This window comes from Intestinimonas butyriciproducens, assembly GCF_004154955.1.
Lineage (GTDB): Bacteria > Bacillota > Clostridia > Oscillospirales > Oscillospiraceae > Intestinimonas > Intestinimonas butyriciproducens.
In genome coordinates this window covers 349976-365685 of record NZ_CP011524.1, presented here as the reverse complement: position 1 = coordinate 365685, position 15710 = coordinate 349976, and the positions used below count along the sequence as shown (strand labels likewise).

Here is a 15710-nt window from a genome sequence, read left to right as displayed (position 1 = left end):
AGAACATTCATCTCCTTGGTGATGTCAGCAGATGCCGAATGTGGAGGACAGAAACGCCAGGATAAAGCACAGGACCAGGGGCCAGACGGTGTTGAGCCAGAACATGTTAAAATAGGCCTCTTTCTGGGTGAGGCGTGCCTGATTGAACTCGTTGATCAGGGTGGCGCAGCTGGGCAGGGAGTCCAGGCTGCCGGAGGCCACCACGGAGATACGGTGGATGACGCCGGGATTGATGCCCAGTTCCAGGAAGTGTTGGCCCAAATTCTCCAGGGCGATGTTCAGGCCGCCGGAGGGGGAGCCGGACATGGCGGCGGCGATGGCCACGGCGATGACGATCTGATACTCGGCGGGGCCCGGGAGATTGAAGAGCTTCTCGATGATCCAGGCATAGCCGGCAGTGGCGGCCACGCAGCTTCCAAAGCCGATGACCATGGCGGTAACGAAGCCGGAATTGATGGCCTGGCTGGTACCGGTCCCCATCAGGGCGATGGCCTCCTTGAGGCGGAACCGCTTCTGGACCAGGCCGAAGTCGACAAGGGCCACCACGATGCCCACAAAGCAGGCGATGGTGACGCCCATATCCAGGACGTTGAGGACGACGAGGAGTACGATGGAGGGGAGCAGCGCAGCCAGCAGATTCATGGGTTCCGGATTTTCAAACTGCACTTCGGAGATCCCTTTTCCCGTGGGGAGAAAGCCCTCGCCGCTGGCCTTGATCTTCCTGACCTGGATGGTGAAATAGACATGGCCGAAAAGGATGGAAAGGACCACGGCGAACAGTCCCAGCACAGGTCCGGACATCGCGTTGGTGCCCAACCAGCCGGCGGCCACGGCGTTGTTGGCGGAGGGGGAGCCGGGGATCATGGTCATGGACAGGGCGGCGGTGCCGAAGGCGCCCACAGTGTACATCTTCCACGGCACGTTCAGCTCCTCATACATCTCCTTGACGATGGCAATGATGGTGAAGAAGGCCACAAAGATCATCACGCCTCCGTAAGTGATGACCACGCCCACCAGCACGCAGCACCACAGAGCGGCGTAGGTCTCATGGCCGGGAAACTTTTTGGCCAGCTTGGCCAGGGCCAGTCCGATGGAACGGGCCGCGCCGCTGGCTGCCATCAGATTGGCAAAGACAGCGCCGGTGAGGAACATGAGGAAATAATTCTTGATGAAATTGGTGGCGCCGGTCATATAGGCGCCGGTCATGCCGTCGTACACATCCATACCGGCGGTCAGCAGGACCACCATGGCCATAATGGGCGCCATCACCGTTGGGGGGAACCCCTGATAACACAGATAGATAAAGATGATGACGCAGACCAGCAAAATCAATACCGCAGGAATACCCGTCACAAAAATCCCTCTCTCTACATTTTATTGGGACCGGCGCCCGGAGGGGCCGGCCGCGGGTGTCATTTCAGGGCGGCAATCTGCTCCCGGGTGTAACCCAGGCCGGTCAGGACCTCTTCGGTGTCCGCGCCCAGGGCGGGGGCGATGCGCTGAGCGGGGGGCTCCTCATCACCGAACTGGACGGGCACCCGGGGCACCACCAGGTCGTCGCCGTTCTCCAGCGTGACCCGGGTGAGGTAGTCGTTGGCCCAGGCCTGCTCGTCGTCATAGAGCTCGTTGGGCCCCAGCAGCCGGGAACAGACGATGCCGTTTTGGGAGAAGGCGCTCATCAATTCGTCTGCGGTCATCCTGCCCCAGGCCTCTGCGATGAGGGCGCAGACCTTGTGGTAATTGGCCCGGGCGGCATCCCGCTCGTGGAGCATGGGATCGCCGATGTAGGACTCCAGGCCGATGAGCCGGAACACCTTGGGATAGAGATCGCTCCAGGAGGGGCTGGATGCCATCACCCAGTAGCCGTCCTTGCTCTTGTAGGGGGGCACCAGGGGGTCGGTGTGGATCTCCTTGGGGAATTTCAGCCCGTACCGGGGCTGACCGCAGATGAGACCGATGCTGTTGTACCACAGGGCGGCGGAGTAAAGGGAGGTCTGGATGTGCTCGCCCCTGCCGGTGCGTCCCCGCTTGATGAGGGCCGCCAGGATACCGTCCAGCATGATGGCGCCGCAGGCGCCGTCGCCAAAGCCGGGCTGGGGCTTGAAGGGCTTGTCGTCGGCCAGGGTCCACTCCACCAGGGTGCCGCTCTTGGCCCAGAAGGAGGCGATGTCAAAGCCGGGGAAGTCCTTTTCCGGCCCCTTCTGACCGAAGGCGCCGAAGTGGACATAGATGAGGCCCGGGCACTCCTCCCGGAGAGCCTCATAGCTCAGCCCCAGCTTCTCCAGGGCCTTGGTGCGGGTGTTGGTAATGAATACGTCGGCGCTCCGGATGAGTGTCTTCATGGCGGCCTGGCCCTCGGGGGTTTTCAAATTCAGGGCCACACTCTTTTTGTTGATGTTTTCCACCTCGAAGATGGGATTGTTGTCCGGCCCGGCCGGCATCTCGTAGCCGGGCCCCACATAGCGCCAGGGCTCCCCCTTGGGGGGCTCCACCTTGATGACCTCCGCGCCCCAGTCCGCCATGATCCGGGCCGCCTTGGGCACGGCCACATGGGTGCCCAGCTCCACGACCCGGATTCCCTCCAGATGATTGCTCATAGGAATACCCTCCTCCTAGAAATTGGATCTGTCCGAACCTTCCGGTCCGGTTGCGTCACACCTGCTATCATGCAAGGTTCATGCCAACTCGAAATTTGTGCAGATCGCCGATTTTCTTTTTGTTTTCGGCGCTGTTCTCCCCCTGTTTTCCCAAAATAAAGGAGATTTCCGTGTTCTGATGTGTCCGGGTATCCGCCGCCGTGTCCGAATGTGTTCCAGGCCGGAGGCGCCCGGCCGGCAAGGTCTTTTTTTGCTTTGTCTCACCCCATCCGGCACAGAACAGGACACTTTTGACACATATTGAAACACGTGGACAGGCCGACGTGGTGGAGCGGTTGATTTTTTCCCTCCTGACATGTCATAATGGACTGGAACAGCCGGACTGCGGTTTGGACATAGGACAAAGGGGGCAGGCGGCGTGGAATTTTTCAGGCTGGGCGCAGAGGAAAAGGCACGGTTTTATCAAAAGATCCTGCTGGAGGTGGGGCGTCTGGCCCCCATCATGCTCATCGACGCGGACGGGAACTTTATCTTCGCCTCCGATGCCTTTCTGACCGATATGGGCCTGGAGGCGGAGGACCTGAGGCACAAGAGCGCCTATGACCTGGTGGCGGAGAAGTACTACGACCGCTCTCCCAGCCTGAAGGCGCTGGCGGAGGGGAAGGACTGCGGGGAGCTCTCGGAGTCCAAGGACGGCTTTCCCGTCTACACCGAGACCAAGCTGCTCCGCAATGAGCAGGGCGAGGTGGAGTATGCCCTGTGTCACTCCCTCAAGCCCGCCAGCATCGACCACGAGGTGGAGCTTCTCCGCCATCAGGTGGCCTACTACCGGGGAGAGGTGGCCGAGCTGAAGAACCGGCTTCGGTCCGGCCCCCAGACCATCTACCAGAGCGAGGCCATGCGGCGGAGCATCGTGACGGCGGACCGAGTGGCCAAGGCGGACACGGCGGTGATGCTCACGGGGGAATCCGGCGTGGGCAAGGACCTGATGGCCCGGCACATCCATGAGCGCAGCGCCCGTTCCGGTAAGCCCTTTGTGCCGGTGTGCATTCCCATGATGTCCCCTTCCCTGCTGGAGTCGGAGCTCTTCGGCTATGTGGAGGGGGCCTTCACCGGCTCCATGCGGAAGGGAAAAACGGGCCTTTTCGAGGCCGCCAACGGCGGTACGGTCTTTTTGGACGAGGTGGGGGACATCCCCCTGGAGCTCCAGGTCAAGCTGCTGCGGGTGCTGGAGAATCAGGAGATCATCCGGGTGGGTGGCACCGAGCCCACCCATCTGGATATCCGCATCATCTCGGCCACCAACCGGGACATCCCGTCCATGGTGGAGCAAGGGCTCTTCCGGGAGGACCTGTATTACCGCCTGGAGGTCATCCAGCTTCGCATCCCGCCGCTGCGGGAGCGGACGGGAGACGTACCGCTGCTGGCGGACTTCTTCCTCCACAAACTCAACCAGAAATATCACTCTCACAAGTGTCTCGCGCCCGGTGCGCTCTCCCTGATGGAGCGTTACGACTGGCCCGGGAATGTGCGTCAGCTCCGCAATGTGGTGGAGCAGTCGGTGGTCCTCAGCGACGGGGATTTTATCCGGGAGCAGGATATCTCCCGCCTGATCCGGGGCGTGCCCGGCCGGCCCCCTGTCTCTCCCTCCGGGGCGGCGGCCGGGTCCTCCACCCATCCGGTCCCCGTTCCGGAGGCCGCCTCCGCGCCGGATGTGGTCAGTGAGGCCAGCCGGATCGAGCGGCAACAGATCGTGGACGCCCTGGTGCGGGCCCACGGGAACAAAAAGAAGGCGGCCGAACTGCTGGGGATCTCCCGCAGCAAGCTCTACCGCCGCCTGAACACTTTTTGACGCCTTCCTCTTATGGCACACGAAGGCCCGCGGTCTCCCCGATGCGGGGAGGCCGCGGGCCTTTCACACGCGCTTCTCTCTTCTCTCTTGTTTGGCTCAGCCGTCTGCGGCGGCCAGCACATCCCGGATGATGGCGTTGAATTTCCGGGCGTCCCAGGCGCTGCGCCCGATGAACAGCCCGTCGATGTTCTCCATCCGGATCAGACCCACGGCGTTGTCCGGGTTGACGCTCCCCCCGTAGAGGAGGGGCACCGCCTGACCCGCCTGCTCGCCGTAGAGCTCCGTCAGGGTGCGCCGGATGGTGTCGTGGCGCGCTTCGGCGTACTCCTTGGTGGCGGGCACGCCGTGCTCTCCGATGGCCCAGACGGGCTCATAGGCCACCCAGAGCCGCTCCGCGCCCCCGGCGCCCAGGCCGTAGAGCCCCGCCTTGAGCTGGGTGCGGAGCACCTCGTCGGCCAGTCCACGCGCCTTCTCCTCCGCGGTCTCTCCGATGCACAGCAGGGCGGTGAGCCCGTATTCCGCCGCGCACAGGACCTTGCGGTTCACCATCTCGTCCGTCTCCCCCAGCACATGCCTGCGCTCGGAGTGACCCAGCTCGGCGATGTCGGCCCCCACCTCCAGCAGCATTTTGGGGGAGATCTCGCCGGTGTAGGGGCCCTCCCCGGCCCAGCCCATATTCTGTCCGCCCAGCCGTACCAGCTCCCTCGGCGCGCAGCGCCGGGCGGATTCCAGGGCGGTGAAGGATGGGATGACGAAGAGCTCCAGCGCCTCCCGGCTCAGGTCGCCGGTCAGGCGGCAGAGTTCCTCCAGGTAGGACGCCGTGTCGGCCACGCCCTTGTACATCTTGGTGTTGGTGCCCAGGTAGACCTTTTTCCCTTTCACCTGCGTCACCCGCTCACTTCATGTTCTCGCGCTCGATGTCGAGAATGGCCTGTACCTTGGGGGTGGAGGAGCCGTCCTGAAACTCCAGGGTGATCCACTCCCTGAGGATCTTCTTGGCCAGCTCCGGCCCGATGACCCGGGCGCCGAAGCAGAGGACATTGCCGTTGTTGGAGAGGATGGACCGCTCGGCGGAGAAACAGTCGTGGCCCACCGCGGCCCGGATGCCGGGGAACTTGTTGGCGGTGATGCACATGCCGATGCCGGTGCCGCACACCAGCACCCCCCGCTTGGCGTAGCCGCTGCGGATGATGTTCTCACACACCCGCTTGGCCACAAGGGGGTAGACGGTGGGGTCGGAGGCGTCCATGCACCCCTCGTCCTCCACCGTGACCCCCTGCTCCTTCAGGCAGGCGATCAGGGTGTTCTTTAACTCGACGGCCGCGTTGTCGCAGCCCACTACGATGGTCATGGCGGAATCTCTCCTTTGCCCCCGCGCCCCTCAGCCCTTCTTGTAGTAGGGGGAGCGGCAGGGCATATCGTAATAGTTCTTCAGTTCGTCGTCCAGCTTCAGGATGGTGACGGAGGCTCCCGCCATCTCCAGGGAGGTGACGTAGGTGCCCACGTCCATATCGTGGACCTGAATGCCCTTCTCCTGGAGGAGCCGAGCCAGCTTGCGGTTCATGACGTACAGCTCCAGCGGGGGGGTGGCGCCCAGGCCGTTGACCAGGGTGCACACGGTGTCCCCGGCCTGGATGCCGGAGTCCTCCAGGATCTTCTCCACCAGCTCCTCCACAATCTCGTCCGCGGTCTGGAGCTTCACCCGGCGGACGCCCGGCTCGCCGTGGATGCCCAAGCCGTACTCCATCTCGTCGTCGGCCAGGGTAAAGATAGGCTTATCCTCGCCGGGGATAGTGGCGCCGGAGAGGCCCACGCCGATGCTGTACACGTTGTCCCGGGCCTTGCAGGCCACCCGGTAGGCCTCCTCCAGGTCCAGCCCCGAGGCGGTGGCGGCGCCGGCGATCTTGATGACCAGCACGTTGCCGGCGATGCCCCGGCGGTCCAGGTAGTTCTCCTTGGACGCGGAGGCCACGTCGTCCCACACCCGCACGGTCTTTACCGGGATATCCATATCGCCCAGCATCTCACCTGCGATGTCAAAGTTCATGTTGTCGCCGGAATAGTTGCCGTAGACGAAGAGGATACCCTTGCCCCGGTCCACGGCCTGGGCGGCCTGAAGGATGCTGCCGGGGTCGGGGGAGGTGAACACGCTGCCGGCCACGGAGGCGTCGGCCAGATTTTCTCCCACAAAATAGCCGAACATGGGCTCATGGCCGCTGCCGCCGCCCACGATCATGGCGGGTTTGTCCTTGAGGTTGCGGACCCGGATGGCGGAGGCACCCTCCACCTGTACATAGTCTTTGTTGGCGGCCAGGAAGCCCTCCATGGCCTCGCTGACGCAGTCCTCGGGCAGATTCATGATTTTTTTCGGCATATCCCTCACCTCACAGCTTCTGTACGTATTCGGCCATAGAACGGAAGATGATCCAGGTGGAGGTGGCGCCGGCGTCCGGGTGGCCCAGCGCGCGCTCCATCAGGGATTTGGCCCTTCCATACTTGGCCTGATAATTCTTGGTGGCCTCCATGCCCTCCCGGGCCGCCTCGGCCGCCTGGGAGAGCATCTCGCCCAGGTCGCTGGTCCCGGCGCAGGACTTCATCCGCTCCACGGCTGGCTCCAGGGCGTCCACCATGGTCTTGTCGCCCACCTGCGCCTTGCCCCGCTCCTTGATCTGGGCCAGGCTCCCCTCCAAAAGCTCGATGAGGGCCGCGCCGTCGAGACTGCTGCGCTCGGGCTTTCCCTTGGCCCCGCCCATGAACATGGTGCCGAAGATCACGCCGGAGGCGCCGCCCATGCTCATGAGCATGGTCTTGCCCATCTCCTGGAACAGGGCATAGACATTGGAGCCGCTCTCCATGCTCAGCAGCTTTTCCTTGGCCTTCTTCATGCCCCGCTCCATGCCGATGCCGTGATCGCCGTCGCCGATCTGGCTGTCCACCTCCGTCAGGAGGGCCTTGCTGTCGATGATCTGCTCCGCCACGTAGAGGAGCATATCCCTGACCTGGGCGTAATTGAGTTGCTCCATTGCAATTCCATTCCTTTCCTGTAATCGGTTTATTTGCTCTGGCCCAGTTCCTCCGCCACTTCATAGATGAGCGCATTGAGATAAGAGCCGCCGTGGGCCAGACAGCAGCCGGGCGCGAAGATGAAGCGGTTGGAACCGTTCTCCTTTTCCGCCTCCAAGAAGCGCCGCTTGAGAACGGCCTTCACCGCCTCGCGGTCGTTTTTGGGAGTGATGAAGTCGTGGTCCTGATCAAAGCCGGCGATGATGATCTTGTCGGTCTTGGCGCGCACGTCGGCGATGGTGGTGACCTCTTCCGCCGGCACGCCCACGGGACAGCACTCCCAGTTGAGGGCCTGAAGCAGGTCGTCGCTGTAAGAGAGGTAGCGGTCCATGCGCAGGTTCCGCGAGCCGTGGATGTGGGCCATGTTGAACCAGGTGTGCCCTTTGCAGTGCTCCAGGATGCGGGCCTCATAAGGCTGGCAGAACTCCTCATACTGGGCGTCGGTGAGGAGGTGGGACATGGAGTACTGATTGGCCAGGAAGATGCCGTCGATCCCCTCGGCAAAGAGGGCGTCGAGGTAGATGAAGTTGGTCTGGGTCATGGCCTCCAGGGCCTTGTGCAGGGCGTCGGGGTCCTCGGCCATCAGATGGAGCATGGGCACGGGGTCCAGGCATCCGGCGCACTCCTGGACGGCGGTGAGGGGATTGAAGATGGTGGCCACGATGGGCAGGCGGTCCTGGTAGTAGTCCTTCAGGTTCCGCAGGATCTTCAGCTCCCGCTGCCACACGGGGTTGTCGATGCCCAGCACGGGCAGGTTCCGGGCATCGGCGGCGGAGCGGATGGGGTAGCGTTTGATGGTGCCGCTCCACATGGTGTTGACTTTGGAGAACGCAATGTCACCGCCGTAGGCCTCGGTGTAGAAGTGGCCGTTGGTCATGATCTTGATAAAATCCCACTTGTTCAGGTCGGTGGAGGCGATGAGCTCCCGGGTGAAATCCGTCACATTGCGGTCCACCAGAGGCATGTGGTACCACCCGCCGATGGGGGTGCGGTCGATGGGGCTCCCATCCAGTAAGGCTTTGATGCGCTGTGTTCCTGTCATCATCCTGCTGACTCCCTTTCTCGTAATGCCGATTCGTTGAGTTTGAATTTTTCGATCCAGCGGTAGAGCGTGGCGCGGCTGACGCCCATCTCCTCCGCGATCTTTTCCTTGGTCATGCCCGCGCCCAGCAGCCTGCGCAGCTGGGACTCGATGCTGTCCTCCACGATGCCCCTGTTCTGGGGCCGGAGGCTCTCCTCCGGGAAGAAGGCGGCCAGCTCCTCCAGACCCAGTTCCTCCCCCTCCGCCCGGATGACGATGCGCTCGGCGGTCTCCCGGATCTCCTGGACACCGCCCTCCCAGCGCCGCCGCTCCAGAAAGCTCCATGCCTCCCCGCCCACCCGGATGGGCGGCTGTCCGTAGATGCCGCAGTAGCGCTCCAGGTACTTCTCAAAGTAGAAGCGGATGTCCTCAGGCACCCCGCTCACCTGCGGGATAGAGATCTTGTTCCGGGAGATCATGTTGTAGAGCTCCATGGAGAAGCGGTCCTTCTTCACCTGCGCGTACAGGTTCCGGCCGCTGGTGGCGATGACCCTCACATGGGCGGGCGCCTCGTCGTCCCAGCTCCCCCGCAGGGATTTTGCCAGCTTGTTTTGCAGGTACATGGGCAGGTGGTCGATGCCATAGAGGTACACCACGCTCTCCTGGCTGAGGAAGAGGACGCCCGGGGAGCCCTCCTCCCGGTCCAGCAGCACCGTCTCCAAAATACGCTCGTCCTCGGAGCAGTCCACCTTGACGATCTGGTAATTGTCCTGGATAGAGCGCATGAACAGGAGCCTTGCCAGCGCGTCGGCCTGCCTGCGGTCCGGGCACTCCACCAGGATGGAGAGCTGGTTGCGCATGGCCCGCTGGGTGTTCAGCTTGGCCCGCTCCATGGCGGGGCTCCTGCCGAAGAACTGGTCCACCAGCTCGGGGGAATAGGTGCTCTGGGTCTGGTAGCGGAGGAACGGGAGGGCATCCACCTTGTCGAAGATGTAGAGGAAAAGGGGGCCCTCCTCTCCGACCGCCATGCTCTGGATGCCCCGGAGGTGGAGCACCTCCGGCCCCTTCTTGTAGAAAGAGTTGTCGATGAGGCTGCGCTTCTCCCCCTCCGGAGGGGCCTGGAGCTTCCAGCGGGTAAAGATCTCGTCGATGCGGCTGCCCACCACGGCCTGTCCGTCGGAGAAGAAATCCATAAAATATCGGTTGGCGAAAAAGACCACGCCGGAGGAATCGGTGATGGCCGCAGCCTCATTGACGCTGTCCAGCACCACCCGAAACTTGGTCCGGACAGCCTGGAGCAGGCGGCTGTTGGAGGCGCTGCGCACCATCTCGGAGATCAGAATCGAAATCTGCTGGAGGAAATCGATGACCGGCGTCTGCTTCTGCTGGAAGGACACCACCTGGTTGGGCTCCACCAGCAGGGCGATGGCGCCGATGCACTCCCCGCCGCACATGATGGGGGTGCCGAACACACCGCCCAGCTCACAGGTGGTGTAGTCCGGACAGTTCACACAGTCGGTGAAGTACTTTCGGTCATAGATCATCTGCAGCTTCTGGGTGGTAACGATGTTCCCCACCACAGAGTTAATCCTGATGTCGGCGGAGTTGTACCGGTAGTGGAAGGTGTTCACGATCCGGTTGAGGTACTTGTCCACCACGATGACGTCTGCGCCCAGGACCCCCTTCAGGGACTGGGCGAGGGTGCCGATCTCCTCCTTATAGGGCAGCAGCGCGAACTGCTCCCCGTTCTCCCGGGCCATATCGCGCATCAGGCTGCACTCCTCTCTTTCCGGCCCCGCCGGGCTTTTTCAGGCGTCCTCCGTCATGAGGAGGAACTCGTCGATCTGTCCGGCCACCATGGCCAGGCTCTCCGCCCAGAACGCCTTTTGGGTCACGTCGATGCCGGCCACCGCTGCAGCCTCCTCCACGGTGGACACCGTAGTGGAGCGCAGGAAGGCGCGGTACTTCTCGACGAAGGGCGCCCCCTCCTTCTGGTAGCGGGCATAGAGCCCGGTGGCCAGCAGGGCGCCGAAGGCGTAGGGGAAGTTGTAGAAGCTCAATGTGGTGTAATAGTAGTGGACCTTGTTGACCCACATATAGGGATGGAGGCACGCGGGGTCCAGCCCGGGGCCGTAGGCCGTTTTTTGGGTCTCGGCCATGATCCGGCACAGCCGCTCCGGGAAGAGGAAGCCTCCCTTGCGCTCCTCGAACACCTCCCTCTCGAAGAGGAAGCGGGAGTAGATGTCGCAGATGACCTGGGTGTAGTCCTGGAGCCGCTGCTCCAGCAGCGCCAGCTTCTCCTGTCCCCGGGCCCGAGCAATGGCCGCGTTCATGACCAGGGTCTCGTTGAAGTTAGAGGCCGTCTCGGCCACGGGCATGGTATAGGTCCGGTTCAGGGGCCGGTGGTCCTGGATGAGGTGCCCGTGGTAGGCATGTCCCAGCTCGTGGGCAATGGTCACCACTCCGTCCAGATTACCCTCAAAGTTGGTCAGCACCCGGCTCTGCTTCTGATTGGAGAGATTCCGGCAGAAGGCGCCGCCGCTCTTCCCCGGCCGGGGATAGAAGTCGATCCAGTGCTCCCGGAAGGCCCGGTCCACCATCTCGCCCAGATCGGGGGCGAAAGCGCCCAGCAGCTCCACCAGGTAGGCCCGCGCCCCCTCGGTGTCGAAGCGCTGCCCGCTCTCCCCCAGGCCGGCGCACAGCTCGTACCAGGGAAGGCCCTTTTCATAGCCGAGCACCCTGGCCTTCCTGCAGAGATAGGCGTGGAATTTGGGGAGGGCGTCCTCCACCGCGCCCCACAGCGCCTTGAGGGTTTCCGGCTGCATGCGGCACTGGGCCATGGTCATGGTCATCACGTCGCCGTAGCCCCGCAGCTCGGCCATCAGGTTCATGTGCTCCTTGACGCCGTTGAGGGCGAAGGCCATCCCCCCCTCGATGCTCTTGGAGCAGGCGAGCTCCGCCTCGAAGGCGGCCTTGCGCAGGGCCTTGTCCGGGCTGTGGATGAAGCCCCGGAGCTGGGTCAGCGTGTATTCTTTTCCGTTCATGGGCGCGTGGGCGAAGGAGGTAAGGTAGCCCCGCAGGTCGGTCCAGGCGCCGCCCGCGCAACCCTGCATCCGGCCCAGGAGCTCCTCGGCGGAGGTATCCAGCATGTGCCGGCCCTTTTCCGCCTCCTCGCCGATGAAGAAGCGGTAGTCCGCCAGGATGGGGTGGGCGGCATAGTCCGCCTCGGTGAGGACGAGCCCTCCCATCCAGCGGCGCACCAGAGCGGCCTCCCCCGCCACGCTGCCGAACAGCTTTTTCAGCCGCCCCATGGCGCTCACCGCCTGGCTGTCCCCGGCGTCGGCCTCCCGGCGCATGTCGGTGAACTTCTGCAGGTCGGCGCCCACCACCCACATCGCTTCCTCCCGGCCCAGCAGGTCGGCCAGCGCCGCCGCGTCCAGGCCGTCCAGACTCCGAACCTGCTGCCGGTATGCCTCCATCATCCCGTCCAGGCGGGCGATGTCCGCCTCAAAGGCCGGGTCGTCAAATCCGTTGTACAGGGCGCTCAGATCCCAGCGCCCCTCGTTTGCTTCCATGCCGTTCTCGCCCTCCTTACAGCCCCTGGATCAGGTTCTTGAAGAAGTCCACCCCGTTGGGGATGGTGTCCAGGTCGATGTTCTCGTCGATGGCGTGGCACCGGACCTGCTGATCCGCGCTGATCCGATAGGCGGTAAAGCGCAGACAGTTGGGGCACAGGCTCACGAAATGCTTGGTGTCTGTACCGCCGGAGAGCAGGAAGGGCAGCACCTCGGTGCCGGGCCATGCGGCCTGGATGGCCCGCTCCACCCGGACGAAGGCCTCTCCCCTGGGGTCGGTGACGGGGCTGGGCTCGTTGGAGCGGAGGACCTCCAGCTCCACCTGATGCCGGTCCGCCACCGCCTGCAGGGCCGCCACCGCTCCGGCCACCGTCTCGCCGGGGGCCACGCGGATGTTGCAGATCACATAGGCCTCCTGGGGGATGACGTTGGCGGCCTGGGAGCCACCGGCCATGGTGAAGGCGATGGTGGTGCCCAGCATCTCCTTCTGCCGCTCCCCCAGGCTCTCCTGCCAGCCGGGGCGCTCCTCGGCGATGGCGGTCAGGTAGGCCCGCTCCCCCTCGTCGGCGGAGAGGGCCGCCATGCGGCGGTACATCTCGGCGCTGGCGCTGCTGAGGCGGACGGGGAACAAATCGGTGTTCTCCACCTCGCACATGAAGGCGCCCAGGCGGGGCAGCGGCGTCCCCTTGCCGGGGATGCTGGCGTGGCCGCCGGGCCCCCGGGCCACACACTTGACGTCGATATAACCCTTTTCCGCCACCGACACCATGGCCGCGTGGCCGTCGAAGCCCGGCACCGGGCAGGGCTGGATGGACGAGCCCTCGTCCACCAACATCTCGGGGACGATCCCCTGCTCCCGCAGGAAGTCCACGATGAGGGTATTGCCGCCGGTCTCCTCCTCATGGCTGGCGGCGATGTACACGTCCCACTCGGGGGTGTACCCCGCCTCCATGAGCTCCTCCACCGCCTGGAAGATGTCGTGGAGGTTGCCCTTCACGTCCAGGGCCCCCCGGCCCCACAACTTCCCCTCGGCGATGGTGCCGGAGAAGGGGGGATATTTCCATGCGCCGGACGCCTCCACCACATCCTGGTGGCTCATGAGCACCAGGGCCCTCCGGGTCTTCCCGGGCCAGCAGAAGAGCAGGCTGCTCTCAAATTCCCACCGGCGGCAGCCCTCGAACACACAGGGGAAGAGCTCCGCCATCACGGCGTGGAGGCGGTCGAAGTTCTCCTTGTCCGCTCCGGGCCGCCGCACCGTGTCCACCTGGATCATGCGCGCGATTTGCCGGGCATAGCGCATGGCCCGGTCCTGGTTTTCCATTTGATTCACGCTCCCAAGCTTTACCTATGCAGGTCCTGGAAGGCATCAAGGTCGTCGATCTGAGCACCGCCTACTCCGCCCCCATCGCCACCATGCAGTTGGCAGACTTCGGCGCGGAGGTCATCAAAATCGAAAATACGGCCGGGGGCGACGGCTCCCGGAGCTGGAACCCCTCCGTCAACGGACAGGGTATCCATTTCCTGTACATGAACCGGAACAAAAAGAGCGTGGCCCTCAACCTGAAGAGCCCGGAGGGCAAGCGGATCCTCTTTGAGCTGGTCAAGGACGCCGACATCGTGGTGGAAAATTTCCGCCCCGGCGTGACCCGTAAGCTGGGCATCGACTACGAGGCCATGCGCGCCGTCAAGCCCGACATCATCATGGCCTCCCTCTCCGGCTACGGGCAGACCGGACCCTACGCCACCCGCGGCGCTTATTCCAACCTGGCCGAGGCCCTCAGCGGCCTCATGTACGTCACCGGCTGGCCCGCGCCGGAGGGCAAACCCACCGCCTCCGGCGTGGCCTTCGGCGACAGTGTGGCCGGCATGTTCCTCACCCAGGGCATCCTGTACGCCCTCTACCACCGGGAGCGCACCGGCCAGGGCCAGTACATCGACGTATCCATGGTGGACTCCCTGGTGGCCCTGCTCCAGCACTGCTTCGTCCAGTGCTCCCTGATGGGCCAGGAGCCGGAGCGGATCGGCAACCGGGACCTGTCCGACTACCCCTACGATCTCTTCGAGGCCAAGGACGGCTACTGCCAGTTGGGCAACTCCACCCCCCGGGACTGGAGCCGCTTTGCCCAAGCCATCGGTCGCCCCGACCTGGGCGAGGACCCTGCCTACAAGACCTCCGCCCAGCGCTGGGCGCACATCGGAGAGCTCCACGACATCATTCAGGACTGGGCCTCCCAGCGCACCCGGAAGGAGATCGAGGCGATCTTTACCGAATACGGCCAGCTCTACGCCCCTGTTCTGAAGATCAGCGAGGTCATGCAGGACGAGCAGGTCCTCTTCCGGGAGATGGTGGTGGATATGGAGTACGAGGGTATGGGCAAGTATAAGGATAAGGGTATCCCCGTGAAGATGAGCCGGACCCCCGGCCGGATCCGTTCCATGCCCCCCCACCTGGGCGAGCACACCGACGCCATTCTCTCCGGCCTGGGCTACACCGACGCCGAGCGGGAGCGGCTCAGAAACGAAGGCGTGATCCGCTGACCCCTTCTCCCCCGCCGGGGGAAACATGGATGATTGGAGTGAACCAAGACTATGGGCGTTCTTCATTATGATTTCAAGGGCATGCTCTATGACGAATGGGAGCTCAACCGGGCATACACCACCGGCGCACGCACCATCTGCGAGGCCGACGTAGCCCGCTACTGCTCCCTCTCCGGGGACTACAGCCCCCTCTACACCAACGCGCTCTACGCGGAAAACACCGTGTACGGCCGCCCCATCGTGCCGGGCGGACTCACGTTCATCATCGCAAACGGCCTGGACTGCCAGACTCTGTGGGTGGATGGGAGCTATATCGGCCTTCTGGACCAGCAGATGCGCTTCCTCCGGCCCGTCTATGTGGGCGACACCATCTGCCTCACCATGACCCCCACCGCCAAGCGGCTGTCCAAAAAGCCGGGCCGCGGCATCATCACCTACCGCATCTGCGTGTTCAATCAGCGGGACGAGATGGTCATGGACGGGACCTGGGTCATCCTGATGGCCACGGACCGGGACCACATGGAATAAGCGCCTGTCTTTACAGGCTTTAAGGAGGAGCAAGCCCTATGGGAATCAGAGATTACGAGTTCCGCGGCAGGACTTACGACCAGTGGGAGCTGGGCGAGGAATATATCACCGGCGCGCGCACCATCACGGAGGCCGACATCGTAAATTTCGCCGGTCTCTCCGGCGACTGGAGCGCCACCCACACCAACGACGTCTACGGCAAAGGCACCATCTACGGCTCCCGTATCGCCTACGGCAACGTCACCTTCATCGTCAGCACCGGCCTTCTGACACAGACCCTGATGTTCGAGGGCACCACCGTGGCCCTGCTGGACATGCAGATCAGCTATCAGGAGCCGGTCCGCTTTGAGGACACCATCTACTGCAAATTCATCCCGGTGGAGAAGCGCCCCACCAAAACGCCCGGCCGGGGTCTGGTCACGTTCCACGTGTTCGTCTACAACCAGAACGACGAGCAGGTGGCCGAGGAACGGCTGGTGTTCCTCATTTCCAGCGAAAAAGGGCACATGTAACCGCGGCCCCGCCCATCACTTAGG

At 63.6% G+C, this 15710-nt stretch carries 14 protein-coding genes; 4 read left to right on the top strand and 10 right to left on the bottom strand.

The features are described from left to right. Positions 1-24: 24 nt before the first annotated feature. Both SRB521_RS01750 and SRB521_RS01745 read right to left on the bottom strand, forming a co-directional pair. Positions 25-1353 (bottom strand): GntP family permease, encoded by a 1329-nt coding sequence (locus SRB521_RS01750; protein WP_075705193.1) that lies wholly within the window; start codon positions 1351-1353, stop codon positions 25-27. 59 nt (positions 1354-1412) lie between these two features. Further along, complete coding sequence (locus SRB521_RS01745) at positions 1413-2597, bottom strand: CaiB/BaiF CoA transferase family protein (RefSeq protein ID WP_033118833.1); 1185 nt, start codon at positions 2595-2597, stop codon at positions 1413-1415. Between the two features lie 418 nt (positions 2598-3015). Between SRB521_RS01745 and SRB521_RS01740 the strand changes: the two genes are divergently transcribed. Continuing rightward, positions 3016-4449 (top strand): sigma-54 interaction domain-containing protein, encoded by a 1434-nt coding sequence (locus SRB521_RS01740; RefSeq protein ID WP_116721503.1) that lies wholly within the window; start codon positions 3016-3018, stop codon positions 4447-4449. A gap of 96 nt (positions 4450-4545) precedes the next feature. Here the strand turns inward: SRB521_RS01740 and SRB521_RS01735 are convergent, their stop codons facing one another. The 8 genes from SRB521_RS01735 to SRB521_RS01700 are packed head-to-tail and all read right to left on the bottom strand — an operon-like array spanning position 4546 to position 13429. Further along, complete coding sequence (locus tag SRB521_RS01735) at positions 4546-5340, bottom strand: triose-phosphate isomerase family protein (RefSeq protein ID WP_075705189.1); 795 nt, start codon at positions 5338-5340, stop codon at positions 4546-4548. A gap of 4 nt (positions 5341-5344) precedes the next feature. Further along, the gene (locus SRB521_RS01730; protein WP_075705188.1) at positions 5345-5800 is read right to left on the bottom strand and encodes an RpiB/LacA/LacB family sugar-phosphate isomerase; all 456 of its coding nucleotides are present in this window, start codon (positions 5798-5800) and stop codon (positions 5345-5347) included. A 30-nt stretch (positions 5801-5830) separates the two neighbouring features. Next, a complete protein-coding gene (locus tag SRB521_RS01725; protein WP_207215987.1) occupies positions 5831-6823 on the bottom strand; it encodes a dihydroxyacetone kinase subunit DhaK in 993 nt (330 codons plus the stop codon). A gap of 10 nt (positions 6824-6833) precedes the next feature. Further along, the gene (gene dhaL / locus SRB521_RS01720) at positions 6834-7472 is read right to left on the bottom strand and encodes a dihydroxyacetone kinase subunit DhaL (RefSeq protein WP_075705187.1); all 639 of its coding nucleotides are present in this window, start codon (positions 7470-7472) and stop codon (positions 6834-6836) included. 29 nt (positions 7473-7501) lie between these two features. Then, positions 7502-8557 (bottom strand): uroporphyrinogen decarboxylase family protein, encoded by a 1056-nt coding sequence (locus SRB521_RS01715; RefSeq protein WP_116721505.1) that lies wholly within the window; start codon positions 8555-8557, stop codon positions 7502-7504. Continuing rightward, positions 8554-10302, bottom strand: coding sequence for a sigma 54-interacting transcriptional regulator (locus SRB521_RS01710; protein ID WP_075705185.1), 1749 nt, complete (start codon positions 10300-10302; stop codon positions 8554-8556). Before SRB521_RS01710 ends, SRB521_RS01715 begins: the two co-directional genes overlap by 4 nt. A gap of 39 nt (positions 10303-10341) precedes the next feature. Beyond that, on the bottom strand, positions 10342-12108 hold the full coding sequence (locus SRB521_RS01705) for a M3 family oligoendopeptidase (protein WP_075705184.1): 1767 nt from the start codon (positions 12106-12108) through the stop codon (positions 10342-10344). A gap of 16 nt (positions 12109-12124) precedes the next feature. Next, positions 12125-13429: a M20/M25/M40 family metallo-hydrolase gene (locus SRB521_RS01700; protein ID WP_116721506.1), complete on the bottom strand. Its 1305-nt coding sequence runs from the start codon at positions 13427-13429 to the stop codon at positions 12125-12127. A gap of 26 nt (positions 13430-13455) precedes the next feature. On the opposite strand from SRB521_RS01700, the gene SRB521_RS01695 reads away from it, so the two are divergent. Genes SRB521_RS01695 through SRB521_RS01685 form a run of 3 tightly spaced genes read left to right on the top strand, consistent with a single transcriptional unit; the run spans position 13456 to position 15686 of the window. Continuing rightward, positions 13456-14646, top strand: a complete 1191-nt coding sequence (locus tag SRB521_RS01695; protein WP_075705172.1) for a CaiB/BaiF CoA transferase family protein — start codon at positions 13456-13458, stop codon at positions 14644-14646. Between the two features lie 51 nt (positions 14647-14697). Next, on the top strand, positions 14698-15174 hold the full coding sequence (locus SRB521_RS01690; RefSeq protein ID WP_075705171.1) for a MaoC family dehydratase: 477 nt from the start codon (positions 14698-14700) through the stop codon (positions 15172-15174). Positions 15175-15212: 38 nt separating this feature from the next. After that, positions 15213-15686 (top strand): MaoC/PaaZ C-terminal domain-containing protein, encoded by a 474-nt coding sequence (locus SRB521_RS01685; protein WP_075705170.1) that lies wholly within the window; start codon positions 15213-15215, stop codon positions 15684-15686. The last annotated feature ends 24 nt before the right edge of the window (positions 15687-15710 follow it).

Bases quoted from the DNA above. Each gene is read 5' to 3' on its own strand.
- SRB521_RS01695 (WP_075705172.1), top strand. From the start codon at position 13,456: ATGCAGGTCCTGGAAGGCATCAAGGTCGTCGATCTGAGCACCGCCTAC.
- SRB521_RS01730 (WP_075705188.1), bottom strand. From the start codon at position 5,800: ATGACCATCGTAGTGGGCTGCGACAACGCGGCCGTCGAGTTAAAGAAC.
- SRB521_RS01710 (WP_075705185.1), bottom strand. From the start codon at position 10,302: ATGCGCGATATGGCCCGGGAGAACGGGGAGCAGTTCGCGCTGCTGCCC.
- SRB521_RS01745 (WP_033118833.1), bottom strand. From the start codon at position 2,597: ATGAGCAATCATCTGGAGGGAATCCGGGTCGTGGAGCTGGGCACCCAT.
- dhaL (WP_075705187.1), bottom strand. From the start codon at position 7,472: ATGGAGCAACTCAATTACGCCCAGGTCAGGGATATGCTCCTCTACGTG.
- SRB521_RS01685 (WP_075705170.1), top strand. From the start codon at position 15,213: ATGGGAATCAGAGATTACGAGTTCCGCGGCAGGACTTACGACCAGTGG.
- SRB521_RS01700 (WP_116721506.1), bottom strand. From the start codon at position 13,429: ATGGAAAACCAGGACCGGGCCATGCGCTATGCCCGGCAAATCGCGCGC.
- SRB521_RS01690 (WP_075705171.1), top strand. From the start codon at position 14,698: ATGGGCGTTCTTCATTATGATTTCAAGGGCATGCTCTATGACGAATGG.
- SRB521_RS01705 (WP_075705184.1), bottom strand. From the start codon at position 12,108: ATGGAAGCAAACGAGGGGCGCTGGGATCTGAGCGCCCTGTACAACGGA.
- SRB521_RS01715 (WP_116721505.1), bottom strand. From the start codon at position 8,557: ATGATGACAGGAACACAGCGCATCAAAGCCTTACTGGATGGGAGCCCC.
- SRB521_RS01725 (WP_207215987.1), bottom strand. From the start codon at position 6,823: ATGCCGAAAAAAATCATGAATCTGCCCGAGGACTGCGTCAGCGAGGCC.